This is a genomic window from Geomonas terrae, assembly GCF_004791675.1.
GTDB lineage: Bacteria > Desulfobacterota > Desulfuromonadia > Geobacterales > Geobacteraceae > Geomonas > Geomonas edaphica.
In genome coordinates this window covers 1,059,405-1,084,871 of record NZ_SRSC01000001.1, presented here as the reverse complement: position 1 = coordinate 1,084,871, position 25,467 = coordinate 1,059,405, and the positions used below count along the sequence as shown (strand labels likewise).

Here is a 25,467-nt window from a genome sequence, read left to right as displayed (position 1 = left end):
TTGCGAAGGGGGGGACGCTTGGGCGAGTGCCGCGCTTAATGGCGCAGGCGGAAAAGGGCGAGATTGGCCCGGGAGAAAAGTAAAGGTCACCTAGGAGAAATCGATGATCAACCTGATCCGCAAGCCGCAGAGCGCTTCGCTGGCCTTCATGGTCGCCGGCGCGGTCTGGTTCGTGGTGGGCGCCGTGTACGGCATGTTTTCCGCCATCCACCTCGTGGCGCCGGAGTTCCTGCCGCACGTGGCACCGCTCGTTTTCGGACGGGAACGCCCGGTCCACGTGAACACCATGCTCTACGGCTTCGTCGGCACCATGCTCACCGGCATCGGGCTGCACTACGTCCCGGCCCTTCTGAAGACGCGCCTATGGTCCGAGCCCCTAGGCTGGGTCACCTTCCTCTTCTGGAACCTGACCGTCCTGAGCGGCCCGCTCGGCTTCGCCTTCGGCTTCACCCAGGGGCGCGAGTACAACGAGTACGTCTGGCTCGCCGACGTCTCGCTGGTCATCGCGGTACTCTGCATGATCGTCAACGTCACCCTCACCATCATGAACCGGCGCGAACCGCAGCTTTACGTCTCCATCTGGTACTTCGTGGCGACCTTCCTCTGGACCGCCTGCAACTATCCCCTCGGCAACGTGATGTGGCACCCCGCCACCGGCGCCATGCCCGGCCTGATCGATTCCATCTTCCTCTGGTTCTGGGGGCACAACCTCCCGGGGCTTCTGATCACGCCGCTCGCCACCGGGGCCGCCTACTACGTGATCCCGCGCGTCGCGAAGACCCCGCTCAACTCGCACACCCTCTCCCTTCTCGGCTTCTGGCTCCTAATCGCGCTCTACAGCCACATCGGGGGGCACCACGTGCTGCAATCCCCCATTCCGAGCTGGCTGAAAACGATCTCGGTGGTCGACTCTATCTCAATGGTGCTCCCGGTCTCCATCGTGGTGATCAACCTATGGCTCACCGCCCGCTTCGTCGGCGGACGGGTCTGGAGCGACCCATCGGCGCGGCTCGTCATGGCGGGGGTGATCTGGTACATCGTCACCTGCATCCAGGGGCCGCTGCAGTCGCTCCCGTTTCTGCAGCGCGTGACCCATTTCAACAACTGGACCATTGGACATGCCCACATCGCCATGCTCGGCTTCGGCGGCTACATCGCCCTCGGCGCCATGTGGCACACGCTCCCCCTGGTGAGCGGCCGCCCCGTCTACTCGAAGCGGCTCATCAACCTGCAGTTCGGCCTGCTCACCTTCGGCCTCACCGGGTTCTTCATCGTCCTCACCATGGCGGGGCTCGTGCAGGGGACGGCCTGGTACAACGGCGAGACCGTGCTCAGGGTGCTGCCGCAGCTCATCCCATTTATGGTGATGCGGGCGGCGCTCGGCGTCTTCATCCTCACCGCGTCGATCATCGGACTCTTCAACGTCTATATGACGCTACGCGGCGCAAGGGAGCCGGAAACGCTGCGACATCTCGAGGAGGCGACATGAAGATGACCCCGGCCTTCGTCATCGTCGGCGCACTCCTCGTCTTCTGGGCCTCCGCCTTCATCATCGTCGGGATACCGTCGCTCACCATGAAGGAGACCCCCTCGGAGATCTGGCGCCCGTTCACCCCGCTGGAGGCGCGAGGGCACCGGCTCTACGTGGAGAACGGTTGCAGCTACTGCCACTCGCAATTCATCCGGGTGATCGACTGGGGTATCGGGGCGGAGCGGATCGCCAAGGCAGGGGACTACGTCGGGATAGAACCGGCCATCCTCGGGAGCGAGCGCACCGGGCCGGACCTCTCGCAGGAGGGGGGGGAGCACAGCGACGACTGGAACCGGGCCCATTTTCTGAACCCGCGCAACACGACGCCGATCTCGCTCATGCCCGCCTGGGACTTCCTCTCCGACGGTGAGATCGAGGCGCTCATGGCATACGTGCAGGGGCTCGGGGGGAAAGCGGCGGACCTCAGGGTAAAAAGGCAGCGGGATTGGAAACGGCAGGCGGTGGCGGCTTATGCGGCCGGTGTCGATGCGAACATCGAGTGGCTGCACGGTCAGGTCCCGGAGGTGTGGCGCAGGATGCCTAACCCGTACCCGGCAACCGAGGCGGCGCTGCAGCGCGGCAAGAGGATCTACCAGCAGCTGTGCATCAACTGCCACAGCCCGATCGGCGACGGCAACGGTCCCGCCCAGCCGCACCTGAACCCGCCCCCCCTGAACTTCACCATCCTGAGGCGTCACCTGGTGGAGAACAGGTACATCGGGGGGATCTTCTACTACCAGATCATGAACGGCGTCACCGGCACCGCAATGCCGTATTTCAAGAAGCACCTGGAGTCGGAGAAGATCTGGGACCTGGCCAACTACCTGGCCGTTTCCTTCGTCGGCTATACCGATGCCAACACCGATCCCCGCGGCATCGACGCCTCGTACGAGAGCGGTTGGGTGAACCGGTATCAACCGCCGGTGCTCGCGCCGGGGCGGTAGGCGGGGCAGTGGGACTAGGTATTTCTGGAAAAGGCTGCGGTTCTGGAGAAATTTCTCGGGTTTGCCAATGAAAGGCAAATCCCCCCTGTCCCCCCTTCGCAAAGGGGGGAACGTGATGCCTCATGTACCCTTCAAAGCAGCACAAGCTTCCCGGGAATTTCCCTGGAGAACCTCAAGCGCGGGGACCCAAGAGGAGCACCGACATGAACAACCCGCTCGACAGCAACGCCTTCGTGCTCATCTGGATTGGCTTTCCGCTCCTTGCGGGGAGCGTGGCGGCGCTATTTTTCTTCTGGGGGATGCACAACGGCCAGTTCGCCGACCAGGAGCGCGCCCGCTACCTGCCGCTGGAGTCCGGTTGCGAGGAGGAGGCCCCCACGCGGTCGGAGCCGCCACGTCATGATCGGGGTGACCAGGAAGTGGTGGAGGTGCCTTCGCTTTCGCAGCCCGGGCGTCATGAGACAGGCGGAGGCCCTGAAAAGTGTGCGGGAGGTACGCGTCCATGCTGACCCTCTACCTGTACGTGCTGCAAAACCAATGGCTCGTCATGGCGCTTTTGTGCGGGGTGGCACTCGTACTCGCCACGGCGCTCGTCTACCAGGCGCTCTGGCTGCCGCGCGGGACTGAGAAAAAAAGCGAGGCGATCAAGGTGAGGGGACCGGCGAGCTTCCTCGCATGGCTGCGCTCCTTCATGCCCTGGGTCATCATCCTGCTCTTTATGGCCTGCATCGCGTTCACCTTATTCGAGATCTCGTACAACGCCGGCATCCCCCCCAACTGGTGAGGCGAACATGGAAGAGAAACCGGAATACGACGAGCAGCAGGAGCTGCGTTCCCCTTGGGAGTGGGTGATCCTGATCGTCTTCAGCGCGGCGCTCGTGGGGTACGGCTGGCTGGTCTACCTCCTCGTCCAGGACGCGGCAAGGCGCTGGGACTTCGGGCAGCTCCCCGACGCACCGGCGGAGTCGATCTACTCGAGCGAGCAGCCTCGCAGACCGGCGCAACGCCAGATCCAGGCGCTGCCGGAGGCGATACCGCTGCAGCCGGCACAGGAACGCGGTAAGGACGGGGGGAAAAGATGAAGAAGCTGATCGCCTTCATGGTCCTCGCCCCCCCGCTGTTCGGGGCGGTGGTTTTCGGCTGGATCCTGGTTCGGGGGCCGAGGATGACGGTGCAACACCACATTCGCGAATTCCAGATGGTGTTGCCGGGACCGGCGCAGGGGAGCGTGAGCGTGAAACCCGTGACCACATCGGTTACGGTAAAACAGGGCGTGATGGAGGGACCGCGGGCGACCACGGCGCTCCTCGCGCAGGGGAGGGTGTACTATGATTATTACTGCCTTTTCTGCCACGGCAGTGCGGGCGCCGGAGACGGACCGGTGGGAAACAGTTACGTGCCGAGGCCCGCCGACCTGCGACGCCCCTCGGTGGAGGCCTACCCGGACGGCGAACTGCTGCGCAGGATGCTGACCGGTACCGGACACGAGCCGGTACTCGAACGCGTGGTGCCGCAGCGCCACCGGTGGCCCCTTCTTCTCTACCTCCGCGCACTGGGCGCTCCCCATTGATGGGAGGAGCCGGGGGCTACCCCTCCTGCTCCGGCCCTTTCCCGGAAAGCACCTCCTGCACCAGCTTGGCGAGCTCGTCCATCTGGAACGGTTTCTTCAAAAAGGCCGCCCCTTCCCGGCGCACGCTCTCGTCGTCGAGGATGGCGGCGGTGTAGCCCGACATGTAGATGCACTTCGCCCCCGGCCTCGTCCTGCGCAGGGCTTCCATCATCTCCTGCCCGCGCATCCCTGGCATGAGGACGTCGGTCAGCACCAGGTCGATCTCCACCTCCGGGTTTTCCGCCACGACGAGTGCCTCGCGCGGATCTGCGATGGCGAGGCAGCGGTACCCCATACTTTCGAGCATGGACATGGTCAGGTCGCGCACCATGTCCTCGTCCTCGACCAGGAGCACAGTTCCGCTCCCTTGAGCCGGGGCCGGTGCCGGCGGCTCGGGCTCTTGGCACCGCTCGCCCGCGCACCTCGGGAAGAAGACCTTGAAGGTGCTGCCGCAGCCCGGCTCGGTCTCCACCTCAATGAAGCCGCCGTTTTGGGCAACGATGCCGTACACCGTCGCCAGCCCGAGCCCGGTCCCCTTCCCCTGCCTCTTCGTCGTGTAGAAGGGCTCAAAGATGTGCCGGCGCGTCTCGGCATCCATCCCCTCACCGGTATCCCGGCACTCGATCCAGACGAAACCACCCGGCACGACATCCCGCGAACCGGGAGGGGGTTCCCTCAGCTCGCAATTGCCGGTGGCGATCGTGATGGTCCCCCCCTGTGGCATGGCATCGCGCGCGTTCACCGCGAGGTTCATGATGATCTGGTCCAGTTGCACCGGGTCGATGTTGATCTGCCACAGACCTTCTCCCGGTATCACGACGATGGCGATGTGCTCGCCGATCAGGCGCCCGAGCGACTTGCGCAGGTCCTCCAGCATGACGTTCACCTGAACCGGCTTCGGCTTGACCACCTGCTGCCGGGAAAAGGCAAGGAGTTGCGCGGTGATGTCGCGTGACTGTTCCGCGGCCTTCACGATCTGCCCCAGGTGCTCTCTGAGCGCCGGTTCTTCCGTCTTATAGGAGGCGAGCTCGGCGTTGCCGAGGATGACGGTGAGCTTGTTGTTGAAGTCGTGCGCCACCCCGCCCGCCAGGCGTCCCACCGATTCCAGCTTCTGGGCCTGGCGCAGTTGCTCCTCGATGGTGCGGCGCTCGGTGATGTCGCGCACGGTGGCGATCACCCCGACCACCTCGCCGGACGCGCTGCGCAACGGGGCGGAGGCGTCGGAGAGCCAGATCTCCCGCCCGGCCGCGTCGCGCCCGCGGAATTCCACCGTCACCGGGGCTCCTCCCCGCAGCAGGTCCTTAAGCCGCGCGAGAAATCCGGTTTCCTCGAGCTGCGGGTAAAGGTCGGCCGCACCCCGTCCCAGGACCTCCTCCGCCCGGTAGCCGCTCAGCTCCTCCATGTACGGGTTCCAAACCAGGTAGCGCAGCTCGCGGTCGTACACGACGATCCCCTCGCGCGCGCTGTTGATGATCTCCTGGTTGAACTGCAGGGCGTCCGAGAGCCTTTCCGCGTGGAGCTTCTTCTCGGTGACGTCCTCGTAGACCCCGAGTACACCCCAGATCGCTCCCCCCTTGTCCCTAAGTGGCAACTTGCTCGTGTCGATCCAGATCACGCTGCCGTCGGCCTGGGTCAGGTTCTCGATGATGTGCATCTTGGCCCGGCCGCTCTCCATGACGGCCCGGTCGTCCGCCAGGTACCCCTCGCATTCCTCATCAGTCCAGGGTAGGTCGTGGTCGGTCTTCCCCACCACCTCGGAGGGGTCGGAAAGCCCGGCACCCACGGCGAACTCGCGGTTGCACCCCATGTAGACGCTGTCCCGGTCTTTCCAGAAGATCGACTGCGGGATCGAGTTCATGATGTGGCGCAGGACGTCGTTGGTAAGGCGGAGTTCTTCCAGGGCCTGATGCAGCTCGCCGTATGGACGCTGCACCGCGGCTGCGAACACGCCGTGGTAGATCATGGCGAAGGCGATCAACTTGTACAGGTGCCCCAGCACGTTGTAGGTGTCGTAGACGCTTTTATAGACGGTGAAGACCAGCTCGCTGAAGATGCAGAGGACGAAGGCGCAGACGAAACAGCGGTAGTGGAATTCCTCCGACGCGTTGAGCCGCCTGAGGTAGACCGCTATGGCGAGGCAGAGCAGGATGACGATGAGCCACTCCGCGCCCTTCTTGAACGGGGTGAGCCCATAGCCTGGTACGAAGGTCGCGGGGAGCGCATCCGGAAAGAAGGTGACCAGGATGAAGACGGCGCCGGTCACGGCGAGAACCGCAGCGAGAAGCGGCCAGCGCCCGAACCGGTACGACCGCCTCTTCTTGCCGACGAAGCCGCTGGCGAGGAAAGAGGCCGCACCGAAGAGGCGGACCGCGATCCAGAACTGGGTGGACTTGTTGGGGGAGTTGGGGGTAATGAAGGAAGGCATCCCCGGGTAACCCATGGTGTGCATGAAGTCCATGAGGCCGATCCCGAGGAAGGCGACGCCGATGAAAAGCGTGTGCCGGTCTCCGCTTTGACTGTGCGAGAACCAGGCGGCCCCGAATATGGAGAGGGAAACCATGACGCTGAAGAATTCCACGGTGTTGTGGAAGACCAGGTAGTCGGACGCATCCAGCACCCGGTAAAGCGCCGAGGGGAAAAGTTCGACGAGCAGGAACGGGAAGGCCGCCATCAGGCTAACCGCGGCGAGCACCACCCGACTTCGCATTGGCATGTCGATCCGAATCATGATCTCTTTCCCGGGAGCTGCGTATCTAAGATCAGGCTACATGCACACCTTCAGCACCTGCTCGAGGTCCGTCTCCCCCTGCATCATCTTCAAAAGGCCGTCCATCTTCAGGGTCCACATCCCGTCATCCATGGCGATGCTGCGCAGCTCGTCCATCCCCTTGCCGTGCCTGATGGCGACCTTAACCGCTTCGCTCCCGGTCATGAGCTCGTGCAGCGCGATGCGCCCCTTGTAGCCGGTTCCCCCGCAGCTGTCACAGCCGACCGCCTTCATGAAGTTAACTTCCTTGAATTCCGGGATGACGTTCGGCCTCTCCCCCGCGATCTGCCTGAGCGCCGCCACGGCCTCGTCGTAGCGCTGCCGCTGGTCGCGCGCCGGTTTCTTGCAGTTAGGGCAGAGCCTCTTGGCAAGGCGTTGCGCCAGGATACCGAGGAGGGCGTCGGAGAAGTTGAAGGGGTCCATCCCCATCTCGATGAGGCGCACCGCCGCCTCAGGGGCGGAGTTGGTGTGCAGGGTGGAGAAGACGAGGTGACCGGTGAGGGATGCCTCGATGGAGATCTTGGAGGTCTCCGCGTCGCGCATCTCGCCGATCATGATGACGTCCGGGTCGGCGCGCAAGAAGGAGCGCAGCGCCTCGGCGAAGGTGAAGCCGATCTTCGCGTTCACCTGCACCTGGCAAAGCCCCGTCTGGGTGATCTCGACCGGGTCCTCCGCGGTCCAGATCTTGCGTTCCTGCGTGTTGATGTGGCCCAGCGCCGAGTGCAGCGTGGTGGTCTTGCCCGACCCGGTGGGGCCTACGCAGAGGATGATCCCGTGCGGCTTCTCCAGGATATCCATGAACCGTTCCAGGTTGTGCGGCGTCAGGCCAAGGCCGGTCAGGGGCAAGGGCTTGCTCGCGGCGAGGAGCCTTAGGACCGCAGCCTCGCGCCCTCCCACCATAGGGGTGATCTCGACGCGATACTCGAGCATCTTTTGCCGGTAACGGAGCAGGATCTTGCCGCTTTGTGGACGGCGCCGCTCGGCTATGTTCAGGTCGGCCATGATCTTTATGCGCACCAGGATGGCACCCTTGTAGGAGGCGGACACCTTGTGCGCCGCCGAGCACTCGCCGTCGATGCGGTAGCGGATCCCCAGTGGCTCGTTGCCGGTACCCGGCTCGAAGTGGATGTCGGAGGCCCCCTGGTTGTAGGCGTCGATGAGGATGCGGTTCACCAGCGAGATGATCTTCGAGTCCGGCTCGAAGAGCAGTCGGGTGTCGTCCGCCTCCTCCTCGATGGTGACCGTCTCCGCCTCCCCCTTCATCGAGTTCAGCAGGGTGTCCACGGTATCGACCCGGTTCCGGTAGTACTTCTCGATCGCCGCGGCGATCTTTTGCTGCGGGGCCACCACGAGCTCGGTGGCGAAGTTGGTCGAGAATCTCAGGTTGTCACCGATGCTGAGATCGGTGGGCGAAGAGGTGGCGACGGTAAGGGTCCTGCCCTCCAGCGAGATCGGAAAGACCTTCAGGCGGGTGGCGAGCCCCTCGGAGATGGCGCCGAGCGCTGCGTCACTCGGGATCACCGTGTCGAGGTCGATGTAGCGGAGCCTGAATTTGGTCGCAAGCGCCGAGAGGAGCTGCTCCTCGGTGATGAGCCCCTTCATGATGAGAAGCTCGCCTACCTGGAGCTTCTTCCCCTTCTGACTCTTGAAGGCTGCCTCCACCTGCTCGCGGGTCACGAGCCCGGACTCGACCAGGATGTCCCCCACCCTCGCGTGGTGCATGTGGGCGTGCTCCTGCGCCTCACCTTCATCAACGGCATCTGCCAGAAGGATCGCGGCGTCCTGATCGCCCCCTTTTGCCTGCTCGGACTGCAGCCTTATCGCAGCCTCCACCTTTTCCGGTGAGACGTAGCCCTGGTCCTCGAGGATCTGCCCCGTGCGCCGGTCGTCCTGGCGATATCTGACGCCGGAGTCGGTAAAAAAGGCGGTGCAGTAACTCTCCTCCCCATGCAGCATGCCGAGAAATCCCTTGAGGAACTTACCGTTGACCGGGACGGAAACCCTGAAGGTCTCCCCGGCGATGGTCTGTACCTCTTCGATGGTCTCCTTCCCGCCGCCGATCCCCGCGGGAGGGTTCATGAAACGTATGTAGCAGATCTCGTCCAGCGAGAAGATAAGCGTCTCCCTCCCACCCTCTACCTGTACCTCGATCTCGCTGTCCTGGTGCTTGAAGGAACGGGTGAGTACCCCCCTCACCTCGTCTCCGGTCTTTAGCCTTATCCTCAATTCGTTCATGTCCGTTACCTCTCGGCGCCTGGTGCGCGCCGGGTGCTATGCCGCATCCCCGGCCGGGATGCCGGTACGTCGGTCTTGCCTCAGACGGTCTTCATCGGTGAAAAAACGTGCCACTTTCTCGGCGTTCACCGGCCGCGAGATCAGGAAGCCCTGGATCTCGTGGCACCCCTGGTCCTTCAGGGCCTCCAGCTGTTCCACCGTCTCCACACCTTCCGCCACGATCTGCATGTTGAGGCTTTTGGCCATGGCGATGATGGCGGTGACGATGGCCTGGTCCTCGGTGCTCTTCATCATGTTGAGGATGAAGGTGCGGTCGATCTTCAGCGTGTTGATGGGGAACCGGTGCAGATAGGAGAGCGACGAGTAGCCGGTGCCGAAATCGTCCACTGAGACGGTGATCCCCATCTCGCGCAGCTCACCAAGCACACGGCAGGTGTACTCGTCGTTCTGCATGAGCGCCCCCTCGGTGATCTCGATCTCGAATAGCGCCGGATCGAGCTCCGTCGCACCGAGCACAGCAAGGATCGCCTCCTTCACGTCCTGGCGCTGGAAATGGAAGGGGGAGAGGTTCACCGCCACCCGCACCGGGGGATGCCCATCCTCCTGCCAGGACTTCGCCTGCCGACACGCCGTGGCCATGACCCACTCGGTGAGCTCTGCGATCAAGCCGCTCTCCTCGGCGAGTCGGATGAAGCGATCCGGTCCCAAAAGCCCCAGTCTCGGATGCATCCAGCGCACCAGCGCCTCTACGCTGGTCACCTTGCCGGTCAGCACGTCGACCTTGGGCTGGTAGTGCAGCACGAACTCACCCTGCGACACCGCCTGTCGCAGGTCGGTGAGCAGGGTGACCCGCTCGCTTGCGTGCTCGTTCATCCTCTTCTCGAAGAGGGCGAACACGTTCTTGCCGGCGCCCTTCGCGTGATACATGGCGATGTCCGCGTTCATCAAAAGCTCGTCCACCGTCTTGCCGTCGTTGGGAAACAGGGTCACGCCGATACTCGCGGTGACGTGAATCTCGCTTTCCCCGAGCCGGAAGGTATCGACGAAAAGGGCGACCAGTTTCTGCGCCACGAGGGCGGCGTTCTCCGGCGTGGCGATGTTCTGGCAGAAGACGGTGAACTCGTCGCCGCCAAGCCGCGCCACGGTGTCGCAGCTTCGCACCACCGTGGAAAGACGGCTTGCCACCTCGATGAGGAGCAGGTCCCCGATCCGGTGCCCCAGGGTGTCGTTGATGTCCTTGAAGTGGTCGAGATCGATGAAGATCACCGCCACCGCTTCCCTCGCCCGTCCCGCGAGCGAGAGCGCCTGGCTCAGCCGGTCGTAGAACAGGGTCCGGTTCGGGAGCCGGGTCAGGGGATCGTAGTGCGCTAGCTGCTGCAGGTGCGCCTGGCGCTGCCTTAGGATCTGGTTGCGCTCCTCGATCTCGCACAGCATCTCGTTGAAGCCGTCGTAGAGAAGACCGATCTCGTCGCTCGAGGGTTTCTGCACGCGCAGGGAGAAGTTCTTGCTGGCGGAAACCTCCTTCATGGTGGCGAGCAGTTCCAGAAGCGGTGAGGACACCATCTGCTGCAGCCGCGCAGAAAAGAGGTAGGCGGCTACGAAGGCGGCGCCCATGAACAAAAGCGCCGCGAGAAGGGTCCACCCCAGGTTGTGCAGAAACCCCGAAGCGCTGGCGTGGAGCACCACGGTACCGACCTGCTCGCCGTCGAGATAAATCGCCTTCACGACGCTGGCGTAACCCGAAAAAAACGAGCTCCTGTAGGCGTCGTTTTGCACCTGTTGTACCGCCCGGATGATGTCGGCGGGGGCAGCCCCCTCGGCAAGGAGCTCCAGGGGGAGCCTCTCCCGCGCCGCTCCCGGCGCCAGGTACCGGGCAAGGAGTCGGCCGTTCTTGTTGAGGATGTAGGCCGCGAGGATGGAACTCTTCGCCGCCAGGGGGCGCACCGTGTCCTCCGCCGATTTCGGGTCGTTGAAGACCACTGCGGAGGCGCTGTTCTCGCCGATCACCTCCGCCATGGAGACGAGATCCTCCTGCTGGGCCTGGTAAAGCACCTTCGCTTCCCGCGCCACGAAGAAGAGCGAGGCGAGGAGAAGAGTCGCCGTGCAGCAAAGCATGATGATCAGCATCAGCTTGCGCTGCAGCGGGAGGTTTCTTATGAAGTGCTCTCCGGGACGGCTCATGAATCACCCTCTTTTATGATCCTCGCCAGCTTCAGGAGCTGGGAGCTGATCTTGAACCGGGACTGGTGCGCAGCCTTCATGTTGATCTCGAAGCGGACCCTCCCCTCCTGCTCCACGAGCCCGATGATCCCTCCCTGGCGGGCGAAGTCCGGGGTATCCCCGACGGTCAGCACCGACCTCCTTCGCGCCAGGTCGAGGACCCCCGCCAGATAGCGTTTCTCCACCCCGCTCACCACGAGCAGGTTGCACTCTCCCAACTCTTCGCCTACCTGCAGGTGCCGGACCAGGACCGGATGCCCCAGCACCGCCTTCCCCCGGTATTGCTCGAGTGCCGCCGCGAACGGTCCGCGCCCCATGCTGCAGATCGTGAGAGGGGCGCCGTTCGAGGCGAACGCCCCGGGGGGCCACTCGATGTACTTCGCCATGTTGTAGACCATGGCCCCCTTCACCTGGTACTCCTGTGCCCCCTCGGCCCGGAGGGGCCGGGGCCCGGACAGGAAGAGGGAGGCGGCCAGAAGCCCCAGGGTGAGCCGGCGCGTCATGTTAAAAAGGATCGGCATCGGCATCTCCCCTAGAACCGGTAGCTCACCTGGAGCCTGTAGGTCCTGCCGTCCTGCGGAATCACGTTTTGCACGTGATCCGTGGTGGCGGGATCGACGATACGGCGATCCAGGAGATTGTAGACGGAGACGGAGGTTTCAAGGCCGGGCAGCAAGGCGGTTGAGAAGAGCGTCGCGTTGGCGACCGCGTAGCCTCCCGCCGCCACCTGGTCGTTGCTGTGGGTAAAGTCGCGCCGGCTCACCCCCTGCAGTTCGACACCGGCGAACAACTTCTTCCGGTACAGTGGTGCCGTCACGTTGAGCTTGGCCAGGTGTCGCGGCGAGTAGTCCAGGCGCTGATCGGTCACCTCGTTGCGCCCCGAGACGAAGCTGTAACTCGCTCGGGCCGCGAAGCCGCTGTTCCACTGCCCCTCGACCTCGAACTCCCCTCCGAGCGCCTTCACCCGCTCTATGTTGGCGAAGGCTACCTGCGTTGCCGAGACATCCTCGTAACTGATCAGGTTGTCGATCTTGTTGTAGAAGACGCTCGCGCTGGTGCGCACGACGTCGCCGTAGTACTGCTCCCAGATCGCCTCGTAGGTACGCACCGTCTCGGGCCTGAGCGACGGGCTCGTGGCGTAACCGTCGAAGACGTCGTTGTAGTAGAGCTCGTAGGCGTTGGGGGCCCGGAACGCCTTACCGTAGATCAGCTTGAAGACGGTGCCCTCCACGGGAGTGTAGATGAGCGCCAGGCGCGGGCTCGTCGCGCCGCCGAAGGTTTCGTAGTGGTCGTAGCGGACCCCCGCGTTCAGGATCAGCTCATCCAGGATGCGCAGCTCCGCCTGCCCGAAGAGGGCCCAGAAAAGGTCGCTGTGGTCGCTCTCCACGGTGCGTCCCCCGGGGACCAGGTCTACGTTCGGGAGCTCCAGTTGGAAGCTGTCCCGAAAGCGCGCGCCGCCGGTCAGCTGCAGCCTCGGGAGCACCTGTCGGCTTGCCTGCGCCTCGCCGCCCCACCAGCGTGCCAGGTGGTCGTCCCGGTTCACGTAGGTTGCGGGATAAAAAGTGGGATCCTCGGCCCCGCGCTCGTATGCGAAGTCGCCGATGAAGCGGTACTCGTCGTAGAAGAGCCGCGCGGTCACGCTGGTCCCCTCGAAGGCCTTGTCGTATTTGAGATCGAGGAAGCTGCGCCGGTCGGTGGACTTGGTGCGAGGGTCGTCGAAGATCGTGCCGAAGGAGGCGGTCGGGATGCGCTTATCGCGTGAAACGAGAGCGCCGGTCAGGGTGAAGTCGCGCAGACGCCCCGAGGCGAAGAGCGAGTAGCTGCGGTCGCGGTCCATGTTCTCCGCGATGCCGTTGTTGATGGTCGTGAACTCAGGATAGAAGAGGTGGTCGTCGCCGCGGCTAACGTAACGTGAACCGGAGACGAGGAACTCCCCGCCGTTGAACGCCTTCCCGAAGGTGAGGCGTCCCGAGCCGCTCTTCTGGCTCCCGAAGCTTCCCGCCGCCTCGACCCCGTCCAACTGCTTGCCGCTTTTGCTGATCACGTTGATGACGCCGAAAAAGGCGCCTGCGCCGTAGAGCGAGGAGCTTGGCCCCCTGATGATCTCGATGCGGTCGACGAGAGCCAGGTCGAGGATGAATTCGGTCCCTATGGCGGCGGACTCGTAGATTACGTCGTTGATCTGGTGCCCGTCGAGCAGGAGGAGAACGCGGGTGTTGTAATCGCCAGGGCGGTTGAAGCCGCGTGTCCCGATGTAGCTGTAGTTGCGGTCATAGGTTGCGAAAAAGCCGCGCGTCGCCTTCAGCACGTCCGCCAGGGTGCGCCAGCCGTAATGCCTGATCTCGTCCGAGGTCACCACGGTGACCGACGCCGGCGCCTCGGTCACCACCTGTTCGAACTTGGAGACGCCGTACACCTTTTCCACCTTCAGGTTGGTGAGCTGCTCCAGGTCCAGCGCGCCGAGATCCGGGTCGGGCGGCTCGGCGGCGTCATCCGCGCGCGCCGTCCCGCAGATTAGGGAGAGCAGCAAGCCGGCCAGGGGCAGCAGAAGCCTGCAACGGTTTCTTGTCATCGTCTTCCTCCAGCAATCCACTTCCTCTGTACCAGTGCCGGCTAGTCGTAACAACGAGACCGGGGAAGAAGGCGTGGCGATGTATCAAGCGGGTAGCCGAAAGGGCCTGATAGGTAACGGATCATTTAATATTTTATTATTATTGTCAATGCCTAATATTAACCCATGCGTCGGTACTGCAGTGAGACATGGCAATTGAGACTACGCGGGCGAATCTCATAACTATTACTTCGTTAAATGCAAATAGTTGGAGTCCTTTGTAATGCCGGGAAGCGTATCATACATAAGGTACATTGCAATTGAGCATATAAGTCTTGTGCACTTCTTGTTTTCCCAACAGACTTGATGTGACTCTTCGGCTGTTCTTCTGGGAAAATTAGCTCGTTGCGACACCCCCGAGGAAAGTTCTTGCGGGAACGAAAAAGGGCCAGTTAAGCTGGCCCTTTTTCCGTCGGTTTTACTGTGTGATGTTCGTACTAGGCGGGGATGTACTCTGCGGCGCCGATTTCGGTCAGGTAGAGACGGACGGTGACCGAGCAGTCGGCGCCTGCGTCCTTCACCAAAGCCACCACCTTCTCGAGAATGGCTCCCGCCAGCTTGTTCTCTACGGCGGTACGGGGCCCGAGGCTGCGCGCGAGCACGATGATGCGCAGGTCGGCGCCGATGTCACGGGGGCTCCCCTGGGAGAACTGCAGCGAGATCTGCTCCGGTTTGAGGATCGCCATCTTGCCGCCGCGGATTTCGAGTAACCCTGAAATGATGGAAGGGACATCCTTCGCGAGGGCGTCCAGCACCTCGTCCTTCACATTCGCCTTATGGACTATCGCCACATTCATGATTACTTCCTCCTTGTGCAGTATGAGCGGTGAACAATCGGGGCAGTATAGAAGAAAATGAGCGAGACATCAATAAAGAGAATAAAAAAGGACCAGTGTGATGACTGGTCCTTTGAAAGGATCGGTTGTGAGAGCCGATACTTACGTCAGCGTGAAGAAGAAGATGGCCCCCTGTGCCTTTTCCGACCCCGCCCAAATCTTCCCCTGCCCCGTTTGTGTGCACGTTGAAGTATCGCAGGTGCCGGTCCCCTTCGCTTTAGTTCCTAAAAAGAGATTTTCGCTCCTCCCGCCGCTTGAAAAGGTGGATTGCCTGCGTACACTTGCGATGTGTTTTCTCTAATATTTAAAGATGCAGCAACCGGCAACCCAGCCCGCCTGGGTAAAGGAGGTAGCGATGGTTCGGCACTGTAGAATCCTGAGAACCTATCGATGCAAGAGTCCGAGCAGATTCTACAACATCATGCTGAGAGTGTGGAAGTGCCTGACCGACAACCCTAGGATTCCGGGGTCGATATGGGCGGCGCATCCGGAACTGCTGCCCTTGTTTTTGACCCTGGCCGCAAAGTACCACGAGGTCTACCAAAGGGCCTCCCTCTACTCCAGTAAGCTTGATATCGCCGAGCGGGAGATGCTCCAGCCGGAGTTAATCGAATACATGGACGAGATTGCCTCGGTTTTGGAGGCGGCTGCCGTGCGTAATCCGGAGATACTTGTCATCTCGGGGTTCGATCTCACCAAGGAACGGAGGAATCTCACCAGGGCGAACGTGCCCCAGACGACTTCTGAAGATGCCGACGTTCAGGACACTGAGCAGACTCCTTCCTGATGACATCGTTCGACCGGAGCAACTCGATCCGCCGCCCCCCGGTCGCAAGCTTTAGCAATTCCGCACAACGCAGGCTTTAGGGGATACCATTCAGGTATCCCCTTTGTGTATCCCTCCCGGTTCTCCCACCAATCAACTTCATAGCCTCCCACCCTTCAGGCGTGCATTTTTCTACCTCGCACGGCGGCGTTCCAGTTTCATCTGTCCTCGTTTCAGATTGCCACGGGGAGGTTTCACGTTAGGACGGGCACGTTTTCGATAGTTACGGACAGGTGTGAGGTCAGTACACGCACCTTTCACGTTGCCACGCGCACATTTCGCGCCGGCATGCACACCTTTCGAATTGCCATGTCCAAATTTGAAATCGTCACTGGCACGTCTCAGGCTAGCATGCGCTCGTTTCAAATTGCCACAGACGCATGACAAGCTACCACGTGCACGTTGCAAGTTGGCGGGGACGGAATTCAGGTCAGCACGTGCTCGTTGCCACGCTGCACGGGTCCGTTGCAGGTTGTCGCATGCTGGTTCCAGGATTTTCGCCAGAGGGTGGGAAGTCGACTGCCCCTACTACCGTGGTGAAGCCATATCTCCGGTTGGCAGGGGAGTGTCTTGACAAAATCCACTCGCACATGAGTTTGTCGCAAGGGGGCTGAGAGGAAAAGTGCTGCTATCGTGGTGCCTACGATGACGTCTGGGCAGCGAGAGGTAAGGAAAAATCTGCCGGCCGCGGCCACCAGCACTCCAACGTTCGCCCCCAGCGCCACCCCGCCGACGATCCCCATCGTCTTTACACCCGGGAGAACCGGGTATAGGAAATTGTGCACGGCTTCGGCGAGGACGCCTACTCCTCGACGGCGACGGTGTAGTAGGATAGGGACGAGATGCCTCGCCTTTTCTCCTGCCCGACCCTATGGCGTCCCTAGGAGTGTTCAGAAACGAAAAAAGGACCTACGAAATCATCGTAAGTCCTTGTTTCTAATGGCGCGCCCGGAGCGATTCGAACGCCCGGCCCCAAGATTCGTAGTCTTGTGCTCTATCCAGCTGAGCTACGGGCGCAAACTGTACTTTTACTGCGTGCTTCTTTTTATGGCGCGCTCGGAGAGATTCGAACTCCCGACCTACGGATTCGTAGTCCGTTGCTCTATCCAGCTGAGCTACGAGCGCATTCTTTATCAACTGGCCGGCATGTAGTCGACCAGAGTGAAACCGTATTGCGGATGCTGATAGGCATGCGCGGTGGGGTACAGCGAAAACAGCCACCCCTTGTAGATCTCCTTCCCGTTCTCCCGGATCACCAGCTGTGCCGCCGGGTTCACCAGGTCGTTCGACTGGGAGGTGAGGGTGGTGCCTTCCATCACGAAGTGCGGCAGAAACGTCTCCACCTTGAGCGTCAGATCCGATCCGGGAAGCTTGAAATCGGAACCTATGTTCAGGGTGTAAACCTTCTTCAGGTGGGCGTTCTTGTCGGCAACCCGGATCTGGACCGCCTTCCATTTGCCTTTCACCTGATCCGGAACCACAACGACCGACGGGGCCCTTGCCGGGCGTGGTCTGTTTGCTTCCGGTTTCTGCTTTCCCTTATCGTTGCATCCTGTTGCTAAAGATAATGCCACCAGGGGCAAAACCAGCAGTTTCAGCAATACCTTCACCAAAACCTCCGCTGACTGCAACAACCTTCAAGGCACTGCGTGCTGCAAAAAAATGGCGGAGAGCGAGGGATTCGAACCCTCGATACCGGTTTCCCAGTATACACGCTTAGCAGGCGTGCGCCTTCGACCTACTCGGCCAGCTCTCCGTTTCAAACCGTACTGCTATTTGTGCTGCTAAAACCTATTGGCGGAGGAAGTAGGATTCGAACCCACGGAACTTTCGTTCAACGGTTTTCAAGACCGCCGCCTTCAACCACTCGGCCATTCCTCCAAAGCCTAGCTGATGCGCTCCGCTCCGCCCATGTAGGGCCTGAGCACTTCGGGGATCAGCACCGAACCGTCGGCCTGCTGGTAGTTCTCCAGCACCGCCACGACGGTCCTTCCGACTGCGAGGCCCGAGCCGTTCAGCGTGTGGACAAATTCCGGCTTTGCCTTCTCGTCCGGGCGGAAACGAATTGCGGCCCGACGCGCCTGAAAATCTTCGAAACAGCTACAGGAGGAGATCTCACGGTAGCAGTTTTGCCCCGGCAGCCAAACCTCGATGTCGAAGGTCTTGGCGGCGGAGAAACCGATGTCACCCGTGCACAGTTCCACGACCCGGTAAGGTATCTGCAACCTGCGCAGCACCTCCTCGGCGTGGCCGAGCAGCTTCTGCAACTCCTGGTAGGATTCCTCGGGGGAGGTGAACTTGACCAGTTCGACCTTGTTGAACTGGTGCTGCCTGATCAGGCCGCGGGTGTCTTTGCCGTACGAACCGGCCTCTTTACGGAAGCAGGGGGTGTAGGCGCAGTATGAAATCGGCAGGTCGGATCCTTTGAGAATCTCGCCGCGATGGATGTTGGTTACCGGGACCTCAGCCGTGGGGATGAGAAAAAAATCGACCCCTTCCAGATGGAAGAGATCTTCCTCAAACTTGGGCAGTTGGCCCGTACCGGTCATGCTGTCCCTGTTTACCATAAAGGGCGGGAGCATTTCAATATAATTGTGCTCGCCGGTATGCAGGTCCAGCATGAAGTTGATGAGCGCTCTTTCGAGTCTCGCACCGGCCCCTTTATAAAGGGTGAAACGCGCGCCTGTAAGCTTGGCACCGCGCTCGAAATCCAGTATGCCGAGGTCCTCACCCACTTCCCAGTGCGGTTTCGGCTCGAAAGAATAGCTCGGGATCTCACCTTCAAGGCGGACCACCACGTTCTCTTCTTCGGACTTACCCACCGGGGTCGTCTCATTCGGTATGTTCGGGACGGTAAGGAGGAAGGATTGCAGTTCCTCTTCCACGCCCTTCAGTTCTTCGTCGATCCCCTTGACCTGCTGGGAGACCTCGCGCATCTGCGCCTTTTTATCACCAGCCTGGCTCTTGTCCTGGAGTCGGGCGATCTCTTCGGTGACCTTGTTGCGCAGCGCCTTGAGCGTTTCGCTCTGCAACAGAAGTTCGCGACGACGCTCGTCCAGCTCCTTGAAGCGGACAAGGCTGATCCCCTCGCCTCTTGTCTTGAGCCGTGCTTCGACAGTATCCAGATTTTCACGTAAGTATCTAGCGTCAAGCATTGGATGGGCGCCTTTACTTTCAGATCACCAAAGCTATACTGTCTAGCATTCCCGCCCTGGTTAGTCAACCATTTTTTTGCGTCGACGGCAAACAGAGCTTCACGCTGACTGGAGGAATCGTGGCCAGGCTTTTCATAGCGATCGAACTTCCCGATGAGATTAAGGAGACTCTCTCATCCTTTTGCTGTGATCTACCCGGTGTGCGCTGGGTGCCGACGGACCAGATACATCTCACCCTGCGCTTTCTGGGCGACGTGCAGCCACAAGAGACGGCCAGACTCAATGAAGCCTTGGCCGCGATCGCCTTCGCACCTTTTCCGCTCACCGTGCAGGGGGTCGGGCACTTCCCTCCCCACGGGCAGCCGAGGGTGCTGTGGATCGGCCTTGAAGAATCGCACCCCCTCCTCGAACTGCAGCAGCGCATCGAAAAGGCCGTAACCGGGGTCGGCATCGTACCGGAGGAGCGCCGCTTTTCACCACACATAACGATCGCCCGCATAAAGGAAAATGCTTCGGCCGCGGTGAAGCTTTTTGAGGCAAAGCATCGCCCGCTCAGCTTTCCGCCGTTCACCGTCAACGACTTCGTCCTATTCTCGAGTGTCCTTACCCCGAACGGTGCGACGCACCGCAGGGAGGCGACTTTCCGCTCCCAATCCTGACACCGGCACCTCAACAAAGGTGCGCCATCCGTCAAAATACCGTCAGAAAACCTGGTCTGCGTCGATCTACCGCTAGTTCCTCTCCTCGTGCCTGCTCCGAAACGCTTCAATACGCGAGAAAAATTCGGCGAACCTGGCAAAAGACCACATGTAATCGGCAAAAGAAAAGCTGCTTGCGAAGGGATTAAGGGGTGAGGCAGGCGGGGGATGAAAGGTCGCTCCGGAGGGGAAGCCCCCCTCCGGAGCGGGTTGAGGTTTAGAAGAGTTTGAGGACCGACTGCGCCGCCTGTGAAGACATGGACAGCGAAGTGGTACCCAAGCTCTGCCGGGTTTGCAGCATCAGCATGTTGGCGCCTTCCTGGTTCATATCGGCCAGTGTCAGGTTGTCGGCGCCGGTCTGCAGCGTTGCGATCATGCTGTCGGTAAAGGTCTGGCGCGTGGTGATGATGTTCAGGTTCGCGGCCAGGGTCTGGGTGTTGGTCCTCAGGGTCGAAATTGCCGTGTCCATCTTCGCCGTGTCGGTGGTGATGTTGGAGTTGGCAGCCCACGAGCCGCTTGCGGTGGTGAGGCTCAGACCAGTTGAGTTTGCGAGGAAGCCTTTGACGTCGAGGCTCGAGCTCGCGTCCTCGTTGAAGTTGACCGTCAGGGTGTTGGTGGCGCTCAGCAGGTTCAGGCCGCGGTACCCGGAGTCGGAAGAGACGTTGTCGATCTGGCTCCGAATGGTGTCGTACTGGGCCGACAGCGTGGACCTGGTCGAGGTGTCGCTGGTCGAAAGAGCGGACTGTGCGATACCTTTGGCCGCGTTGATCAGGCCGGTGATGGCGGTGATGCCGGCGTTAGCCGCCGAGACGGTCTGCACCGCCTCGGCCATGCCGTCCTTGCGGTCGGCGAGGTCGCTGGCGCGCTGGGTCGCGTTCTGCGCGGCGAAGTAGTTCGTCGGGTTGTCCAGAGCGCTGTTCACCTGTTTGCCCGAGGAGAGCCTCTCCTGCGTTCTGTTCAGGAGCTTGCTGGTCTGCTGCAGGTTGAGGAGGTTGGTCCTCATTCCTGCGGTTAAAGAGATATCGCTGGTTGACATTGGTATTTCCCCCTTCTGGTTTGGTTCCCGGCTTTCTTGCCGGTTTTTTGGTGCGGCCGATATGGGGGAGGCTCCTTTCACCATGCGTGCCGTTTCGCGGGATATTTTTCCTGGACGAGGGAGGCCCCGCGTCTCGGGCAGCACTGCGCAAACAGCAATTCGTATGTAGTTTCAGCCATTTGTAGCCCATGCTCTCATCGCTTAGAAGATCAATGGCAGGGGAGAGCACAGCTACGAACGATGATGTTTTTCTAACACAACCGGCTTCCCGGAACCGAGGCCACACGCCGAATCTCGCCTGACAGGGCCTGCAGCTCGTCCCAGTCAAAAAACCGGCACGCGATGAAGCGAGCGCCGCAGGGTGCGTCAAAAAATAAAAAGCCCGGCCATCACGGGGATGAACGGGCTTTGGGGTCTGGACCTTTCGGAGCCTACTCCACCACCATGGGGCCCTTCTGCAGTCTCTTATAATAAAAATTCTGGCCATACAGGACGGCGGCGGGGTTGTGGCCCGTGACGCGGTCTTTTACAACCAGGGTGGTAACCGGAGCCTTCGAGTACTTGTTGAAGAGCATGTCGTGCCCTACGCAGAGCCCTACGATCATGTTCATGTCGGTCTCAAGCCCGTTGCAGATCTCGGCCTGGGCGATCGGGTTGCACGCCGGCTCGAAGGTCCCAGGACGCACCTTGTCGCTCTCGGCGAGTCCCAGGTCGTTCTTGTCGATGCTCCCCGCCTTGCAGCAGACGCTGTACGGCGTGACCCCCTGCGCCTTCAGGATGGCGACCAGGCGTTCGCACTCCTCCAGAAGCCCGATGCAGGTGGCGATGCCGATCTTTTGGTACCCCATCAACTTTGCAAAGGCGATGGTGTCCTCGACGCGGGTCCAGCGTGCGTTCACCGCGTCGCTTCCAGGGATTGGCTGGTAGCAAAGCCCCTCGACACGCGCCGCCACGAAGGCCATCTTCGCGTCTTCCCCCTCACCTTTCATCAGCTCGAGTGCCTCAGCGATCACCTCGCCGTGCGTCCCGGCGGGACAGTTCCCCGGGCGCGGCGGGGCTACCGCCGGGTCGCCGCTCCAGCAGTTGGTGGTGCCTTTCTTTTGCCAGACCGCGCTGCAATGCGAACAGCTGACACCCGCTCCTTGCTCGTTTTCCATGCCGCCTCCTTCTACCCCGCTGCCGGGGCCGGTTCCTGGATCAAAACGTAGGGAGAAATAATCAGGCATTTGAAGGTCTTCCCGTCCTCCGCGTCCCACGTGCGGATCTGCTCGAGCGACGGCTTGGCGAGAAGCGCGGAGGAGAGCCAGCGCTCGACGGTCTTCACATCGTCGGCGGCCAGCGTGCTTCCCACCTCGGCAAGCTCCAGCAGCGGGTCCACGATGATGACGCCACCCCGCTCGAGATGCGCCCTGAGCGACAGCCAGTCGGCGATATCCACCTTGGTGGCAAGCTCTTCCCTGGAAACAGTCATGACGGCACTCCTATTCGAAAGATTTCCTGAATTCATCGACGGTGAGGCGCAGGGCCGCCACTTCCTCGCGCAGATCGGCCACCTCCTGTTCCAGTTTGGCGATCCTGTCGTCGCCCCCGCCGTTGCGCGGCGCTTCCGGAGCCGCCGCTTCGCTAAGATCCGGCTCGCCTGCGAAGAGCTGACAGTAGCGCGACTCCTTGCGGCCGGGCTGGCGCGGCAGGCGAACCACCAGAGGAGGGGTCCGCTCCATGAGGTCCTGCAGCACACTTTCCACCTCGGCCAGGTCTGCAAAAGGATGCATCCGCTCGCCACGGGTCCTCAGTTCCCCGACGGTCTGCGGGCCGCGCAGCATCAGCTCGCACAGCACGGAGAGTTCCGCCGGGGAGAAGCGAAACTTCTCCACCAGGGTGTGACGGTACTTGGCGACGCGCCCACCGGTGCCCGAGATGAGGGCGAACTGCTTGAAACGGAGCGAGTCGAGGGCGCCGGTCACCTCGGCCTCGTCGAGGTTCAGCACCGGGTCGCGGTTCGACTTCTGGTTGCAGGCGTTCACAAGTGCGTTCAGGGAAAGGGGGTAGTATTCCGGGGTGGTAAGCTCCTTCTCGATAAGGGAGCCCAGCACCCGCAGTTCGATTCCGTTCAGTGTCACATCCATTAAAGGGCCTCCTATTGCGCCATCTTGACGGGGGACACGCCCCCCATAAAGTCGCCAATAAAACAGGATACGTCGGTCCGCCGGCGCCCCCGCGGCGCGAAGTCGCTACAACTTACTAGATTCCACGTGGCGGTTCAATCCAAAAAGACGGTCGCCGATCGTTCAGACTGGAAACTTGTAAAACAATATTTTATTTGTTATGTTATTGCAAGCTGAGGCTGCATCAGGCAACACCGACCAAAGGAGACGACATGCCGGCTATCCTGGACCAGAAGAAGATCAACAAGACCGTCAAGATATTCACCGTGGCGCAGTTCGGACTTATCGCGCTGTTGGTGTACACCGCGGTGAAGTTCCAGCACCATCTGCTGGCATTGAATAGAGGGTATCGGTTCATGAACGGCGTGGTCGCCGCGTTCGTGATCCAGCTCCTGCTTTTCTACCCTATCTACCGCTTCGCGGCCAAGGAGGCCGAGCGCGATTTCTCGTTGATCGACAGGGAACTGAGCGAACGGGAATCTAAAGAATTCTCCAAAAAGAAACGCTGGGCCGACATCACCAAGATTTCCACCCTGGGCTTCTACTTCATCTTCTCACTGGCTGCACCCGCGGACCCCTTCATACTGAGCATCATCATCTACAGCTTCCTGCTCACCATTCTCACCTACCTGCAGTGCTACAGCTTTGCAGTGAAGAAGCTCAGCAAGTGATACAGCTGACAACCTGGAGACTTAAGAAAGACAAAGGGTGACGGGCGATTTCTCCCGGGAGCAGGCTTCGCTCTCCCGGGAGATGCCCAGCAGGCAGGTTTCTTCTCGGTTCATTTCTTCGATTCAGCGGATTTCGAGCACACCTGGGCGGTCCGCTCCTCGGGCAGCCCCAGCCACTCTTGGAAGCTTTCATGGCCGGAGGGGTTCTCTCTTTCGAACAGGGTATGCCAGTGCCCGAGCAAGTTATCGTCGACGCCCAGTGCTCTGAACCTGGAGTTACGCTCTTCGATGGTCACTTTCTTCCTCGGTTCCATCATGGCCGGTCCTCCTTCCCCCCTTTATTCAATGATTTCACATTGCCACTCACGCTGTAAAGCCTCGCGTGCACCTTCATGCGAGTGACGCAAAGTGCAGATCCGTCGAGAAAAAAGGAACCCGTGAGAGATTTTACTGGACGAGCGGGGGGCGTCCCACGTAACATCCCCCTGAACAGCCACGGGCTAGATATCAACCCCACAGAAGGAACAAATTAAATGGCATTTGCAAAAAAAGGCGACAAAGTTCTCATCAATTACACCGCAAGCCTGGAAGACGGTTCGGTCTTCGACACCACCATCAAGGAAGCCGGCTGCTGCGAAGACGACGACTGCGGCTGCGATGATGACTGCGGCTGCGACGACGACGGCTGCGGTTGCCACGAGACCGGTCCGCTCCCCATCACCATCGGCAACGAGGACTTCTTCCCGCAGATCGAGGAGGCCCTGGTCGGCATGGCTCCCGGCGAGAAGAAAACCATCGTGATCCCCGCCGCGGACGCTTTCGGCGAGTACGACGAGGACGAGGTCTTTGCCATCAGCCGCGAGCAGCTGACCGGTGACATCGTCCCGGAAGTAGGCATGGAACTGGAACTCACCGGTGAGGACGACGAACCGGTAGAGGTGGTCGTGGTCGAGGTGAACGAGAGCGCCATCGTGGTCGACGCGAACCACCCGCTGGCGGGCGAGGACATCACCTACGAAATCGAACTGCTCGAAATAGCTTAGATACCCGAAGAAGGAAGACCGGGAGGGGGATCAACCGTCGCACGAAGCGATCGGGGAAGTCCCCCTTCCGGTCCCTCGTAAGACACATCCCCGATGAACATGCCGACCTCAGAAGCAACCATTTCCACCTCCGAACCGCAAACGAAGCACGTGCTCCCCTGGAACCCCGGGGAAAGACCGCTCATGCTCGCGCCGATGCAGGGGCTCACCAACCGCGCCCTGCGCGAGGCGTTCACCACCTGGGTGCGTCCGGACGTGGTGTGGACCGAATTCATGCGGGTGAATTCCCAATCCGAGAAAAAGCTCCTCATGCCGGGCGACCTGCGCGAGATAGCACCTGCCGAGAACGGCGTGCCGCTCGTGGTGCAGCTGATCGGGCACGGGCGCGACGCGCTGGTCGCCGCAGCCAGGACGGCGCAGAACGCGGGGGCGGTGCACATCAACCTGAACATGGGATGCCCCTACGGTCGCATGACCAGCGGGCTGACCGGAGGGGGGATGCTGAAGCGCCCGGAACTTCTCGAGGAGATCATCCCGGCGCTGCGGGAGACCATCCACGGCTCGTTCTCGGTCAAGATCCGCGCGGGTTACGAAGATCCCCGGCAGATCTTCTCGCTCCTTCCGCTCTTCGAAAAGGCGCGCGTCGACTTCCTCGTGCTGCATCCCCGCACGGTGCGCCAGGCGTACGAGGGGCTGGCCGACCATGCCGTCACCGCCGAGGTGATCAGGCAGACCTCCATCCCGGTCATCGCCAACGGCGACATCCGGAGCACCGCCTTCGGCCTGAAGCTCCTCGAGGAGACCGGTGCCGCCGGGCTCATGCTCGGGCGCGGCGGCGTCGGCGATCCTATGCTCTTCGAGAGGCTGCGCGGTCGTGCCGCCGCCGAGCCTGATCCTGCGGAACGGCGCGCCATGCTGCACCGCTACCTGAACGACCTCCTGCCCCGCTTCTGCGCGCTCTTCTGCGGCGACATGCAGGTGCTCGGCAAGATCAAGGGGGTCGTCTCCCAGGTGGAAGACCCGGAACTCGAACGTGAGCTGAAGCAGCTCACCCGCGCCAAGCACCTGAACGCCTTCCGCGCCGCAATGGAAGCCCTCGCCGTTTAGCTCCCCTGCCTTT

General features: G+C 61.4%; 24 protein-coding genes and 4 tRNA genes. 11 read left to right on the top strand and 17 right to left on the bottom strand.

Features of this window, described 5'->3' with window-relative positions:
- Positions 1–103 precede the first annotated feature (103 nt).
- The 6 genes from E4633_RS04560 (at position 104) to E4633_RS04535 (ending at position 4,045) form a co-directional block, all read left to right on the top strand.
- Entirely contained in the window at positions 104–1,489 is a 1,386-nt protein-coding gene (locus E4633_RS04560; protein WP_135869061.1) for a cbb3-type cytochrome c oxidase subunit I, read from the top strand.
- On the top strand, positions 1,486–2,475 hold the full coding sequence (locus E4633_RS04555; RefSeq protein WP_135869060.1) for a cbb3-type cytochrome c oxidase subunit II: 990 nt from the start codon (positions 1,486–1,488) through the stop codon (positions 2,473–2,475). Before E4633_RS04560 ends, E4633_RS04555 begins: the two co-directional genes overlap by 4 nt.
- 203 nt (positions 2,476–2,678) lie before the next feature.
- Positions 2,679–2,984, top strand: a complete 306-nt coding sequence (locus tag E4633_RS04550) for a cbb3-type cytochrome oxidase assembly protein (RefSeq protein WP_135869059.1) — start codon at positions 2,679–2,681, stop codon at positions 2,982–2,984.
- On the top strand, positions 2,978–3,259 hold the full coding sequence (locus E4633_RS04545) for a hypothetical protein (protein WP_246037905.1): 282 nt from the start codon (positions 2,978–2,980) through the stop codon (positions 3,257–3,259). The genes E4633_RS04550 and E4633_RS04545 overlap by 7 nt, the downstream gene beginning before the upstream one ends.
- A gap of 7 nt (positions 3,260–3,266) precedes the next feature.
- A complete protein-coding gene (locus tag E4633_RS04540) occupies positions 3,267–3,557 on the top strand; it encodes a hypothetical protein (RefSeq protein WP_135869058.1) in 291 nt (96 codons plus the stop codon).
- Positions 3,554–4,045 (top strand): c-type cytochrome, encoded by a 492-nt coding sequence (locus E4633_RS04535; RefSeq protein ID WP_135869057.1) that lies wholly within the window; start codon positions 3,554–3,556, stop codon positions 4,043–4,045. The genes E4633_RS04540 and E4633_RS04535 overlap by 4 nt, the downstream gene beginning before the upstream one ends.
- A 16-nt stretch (positions 4,046–4,061) precedes the next feature.
- Here the strand turns inward: E4633_RS04535 and E4633_RS04530 are convergent, their stop codons facing one another.
- The 6 genes from E4633_RS04530 to E4633_RS04505 form a co-directional block, all read right to left on the bottom strand.
- Positions 4,062–6,812, bottom strand: a complete 2,751-nt coding sequence (locus tag E4633_RS04530) for a hybrid sensor histidine kinase/response regulator (protein WP_135869056.1) — start codon at positions 6,810–6,812, stop codon at positions 4,062–4,064.
- 36 nt (positions 6,813–6,848) lie between these two features.
- Positions 6,849–9,086: a GspE/PulE family protein gene (locus E4633_RS04525; protein WP_135869055.1), complete on the bottom strand. Its 2,238-nt coding sequence runs from the start codon at positions 9,084–9,086 to the stop codon at positions 6,849–6,851.
- Between the two features lie 36 nt (positions 9,087–9,122).
- Complete coding sequence (locus E4633_RS04520; RefSeq protein ID WP_135869054.1) at positions 9,123–11,267, bottom strand: putative bifunctional diguanylate cyclase/phosphodiesterase; 2,145 nt, start codon at positions 11,265–11,267, stop codon at positions 9,123–9,125.
- Positions 11,264–11,827, bottom strand: a complete 564-nt coding sequence (locus E4633_RS04515) for a YfiR family protein (protein ID WP_246037903.1) — start codon at positions 11,825–11,827, stop codon at positions 11,264–11,266. The genes E4633_RS04520 and E4633_RS04515 overlap by 4 nt, the downstream gene beginning before the upstream one ends.
- 11 nt (positions 11,828–11,838) lie before the next feature.
- Positions 11,839–13,878 (bottom strand): TonB-dependent receptor plug domain-containing protein, encoded by a 2,040-nt coding sequence (locus E4633_RS04510; protein WP_135869052.1) that lies wholly within the window; start codon positions 13,876–13,878, stop codon positions 11,839–11,841.
- Positions 13,879–14,354: 476 nt separating this feature from the next.
- Entirely contained in the window at positions 14,355–14,714 is a 360-nt protein-coding gene (locus tag E4633_RS04505; RefSeq protein ID WP_135869051.1) for a hypothetical protein, read from the bottom strand.
- A gap of 394 nt (positions 14,715–15,108) precedes the next feature.
- On the opposite strand from E4633_RS04505, the gene E4633_RS04500 reads away from it, so the two are divergent.
- Complete coding sequence (locus E4633_RS04500) at positions 15,109–15,540, top strand: hypothetical protein (RefSeq protein ID WP_135869050.1); 432 nt, start codon at positions 15,109–15,111, stop codon at positions 15,538–15,540.
- Between the two features lie 979 nt (positions 15,541–16,519).
- Here the strand turns inward: E4633_RS04500 and E4633_RS04495 are convergent.
- The 6 genes from E4633_RS04495 to serS form a co-directional block, all read right to left on the bottom strand.
- Positions 16,520–16,596, bottom strand: a tRNA-Arg gene (locus E4633_RS04495).
- Positions 16,597–16,627: 31 nt separating this feature from the next.
- Positions 16,628–16,704, bottom strand: a tRNA-Arg gene (locus E4633_RS04490).
- Positions 16,705–16,712: 8 nt separating this feature from the next.
- Positions 16,713–17,045, bottom strand: coding sequence for a DUF2155 domain-containing protein (locus E4633_RS04485; protein WP_246037901.1), 333 nt, complete (start codon positions 17,043–17,045; stop codon positions 16,713–16,715).
- 197 nt (positions 17,046–17,242) lie between these two features.
- Positions 17,243–17,335, bottom strand: a tRNA-Ser gene (locus E4633_RS04480).
- Positions 17,336–17,374: 39 nt separating this feature from the next.
- Positions 17,375–17,460: transfer RNA gene (locus E4633_RS04475), tRNA-Ser, on the bottom strand.
- 5 nt (positions 17,461–17,465) lie between these two features.
- Positions 17,466–18,734, bottom strand: a complete 1,269-nt coding sequence (gene serS / locus E4633_RS04470) for a serine--tRNA ligase (RefSeq protein ID WP_135869048.1) — start codon at positions 18,732–18,734, stop codon at positions 17,466–17,468.
- 119 nt (positions 18,735–18,853) lie between these two features.
- Between serS and thpR the strand changes: the two genes are divergently transcribed.
- Positions 18,854–19,393: an RNA 2',3'-cyclic phosphodiesterase gene (gene thpR / locus E4633_RS04465; RefSeq protein ID WP_135869047.1), complete on the top strand. Its 540-nt coding sequence runs from the start codon at positions 18,854–18,856 to the stop codon at positions 19,391–19,393.
- 256 nt (positions 19,394–19,649) lie between these two features.
- Here the strand turns inward: thpR and E4633_RS04460 are convergent, their stop codons facing one another.
- The 4 genes from E4633_RS04460 to E4633_RS04445 form a co-directional block, all read right to left on the bottom strand.
- Positions 19,650–20,468 (bottom strand): flagellin N-terminal helical domain-containing protein, encoded by an 819-nt coding sequence (locus E4633_RS04460; protein ID WP_135869046.1) that lies wholly within the window; start codon positions 20,466–20,468, stop codon positions 19,650–19,652.
- 431 nt (positions 20,469–20,899) lie between these two features.
- Positions 20,900–21,625 (bottom strand): DUF1847 domain-containing protein, encoded by a 726-nt coding sequence (locus E4633_RS04455; protein WP_135869045.1) that lies wholly within the window; start codon positions 21,623–21,625, stop codon positions 20,900–20,902.
- Between the two features lie 11 nt (positions 21,626–21,636).
- Entirely contained in the window at positions 21,637–21,939 is a 303-nt protein-coding gene (locus tag E4633_RS04450) for a DUF2288 domain-containing protein (RefSeq protein ID WP_135869044.1), read from the bottom strand.
- A gap of 10 nt (positions 21,940–21,949) precedes the next feature.
- Positions 21,950–22,594, bottom strand: a complete 645-nt coding sequence (locus E4633_RS04445) for a YceH family protein (protein WP_135869043.1) — start codon at positions 22,592–22,594, stop codon at positions 21,950–21,952.
- 251 nt (positions 22,595–22,845) lie between these two features.
- On the opposite strand from E4633_RS04445, the gene E4633_RS04440 reads away from it, so the two are divergent.
- The gene (locus tag E4633_RS04440) at positions 22,846–23,304 is read left to right on the top strand and encodes a hypothetical protein (protein ID WP_135869042.1); all 459 of its coding nucleotides are present in this window, start codon (positions 22,846–22,848) and stop codon (positions 23,302–23,304) included.
- A gap of 110 nt (positions 23,305–23,414) precedes the next feature.
- Here E4633_RS04440 and E4633_RS04435 read toward each other — a convergent pair whose 3' ends face one another.
- Positions 23,415–23,621, bottom strand: a complete 207-nt coding sequence (locus tag E4633_RS04435) for a MerR family transcriptional regulator (RefSeq protein WP_135869041.1) — start codon at positions 23,619–23,621, stop codon at positions 23,415–23,417.
- Between the two features lie 216 nt (positions 23,622–23,837).
- On the opposite strand from E4633_RS04435, the gene E4633_RS04430 reads away from it, so the two are divergent.
- On the top strand, positions 23,838–24,347 hold the full coding sequence (locus E4633_RS04430) for an FKBP-type peptidyl-prolyl cis-trans isomerase (protein WP_135869040.1): 510 nt from the start codon (positions 23,838–23,840) through the stop codon (positions 24,345–24,347).
- A gap of 93 nt (positions 24,348–24,440) precedes the next feature.
- The gene (locus E4633_RS04425; RefSeq protein ID WP_135869039.1) at positions 24,441–25,454 is read left to right on the top strand and encodes a tRNA dihydrouridine synthase; all 1,014 of its coding nucleotides are present in this window, start codon (positions 24,441–24,443) and stop codon (positions 25,452–25,454) included.
- Positions 25,455–25,467 lie beyond the last annotated feature (13 nt).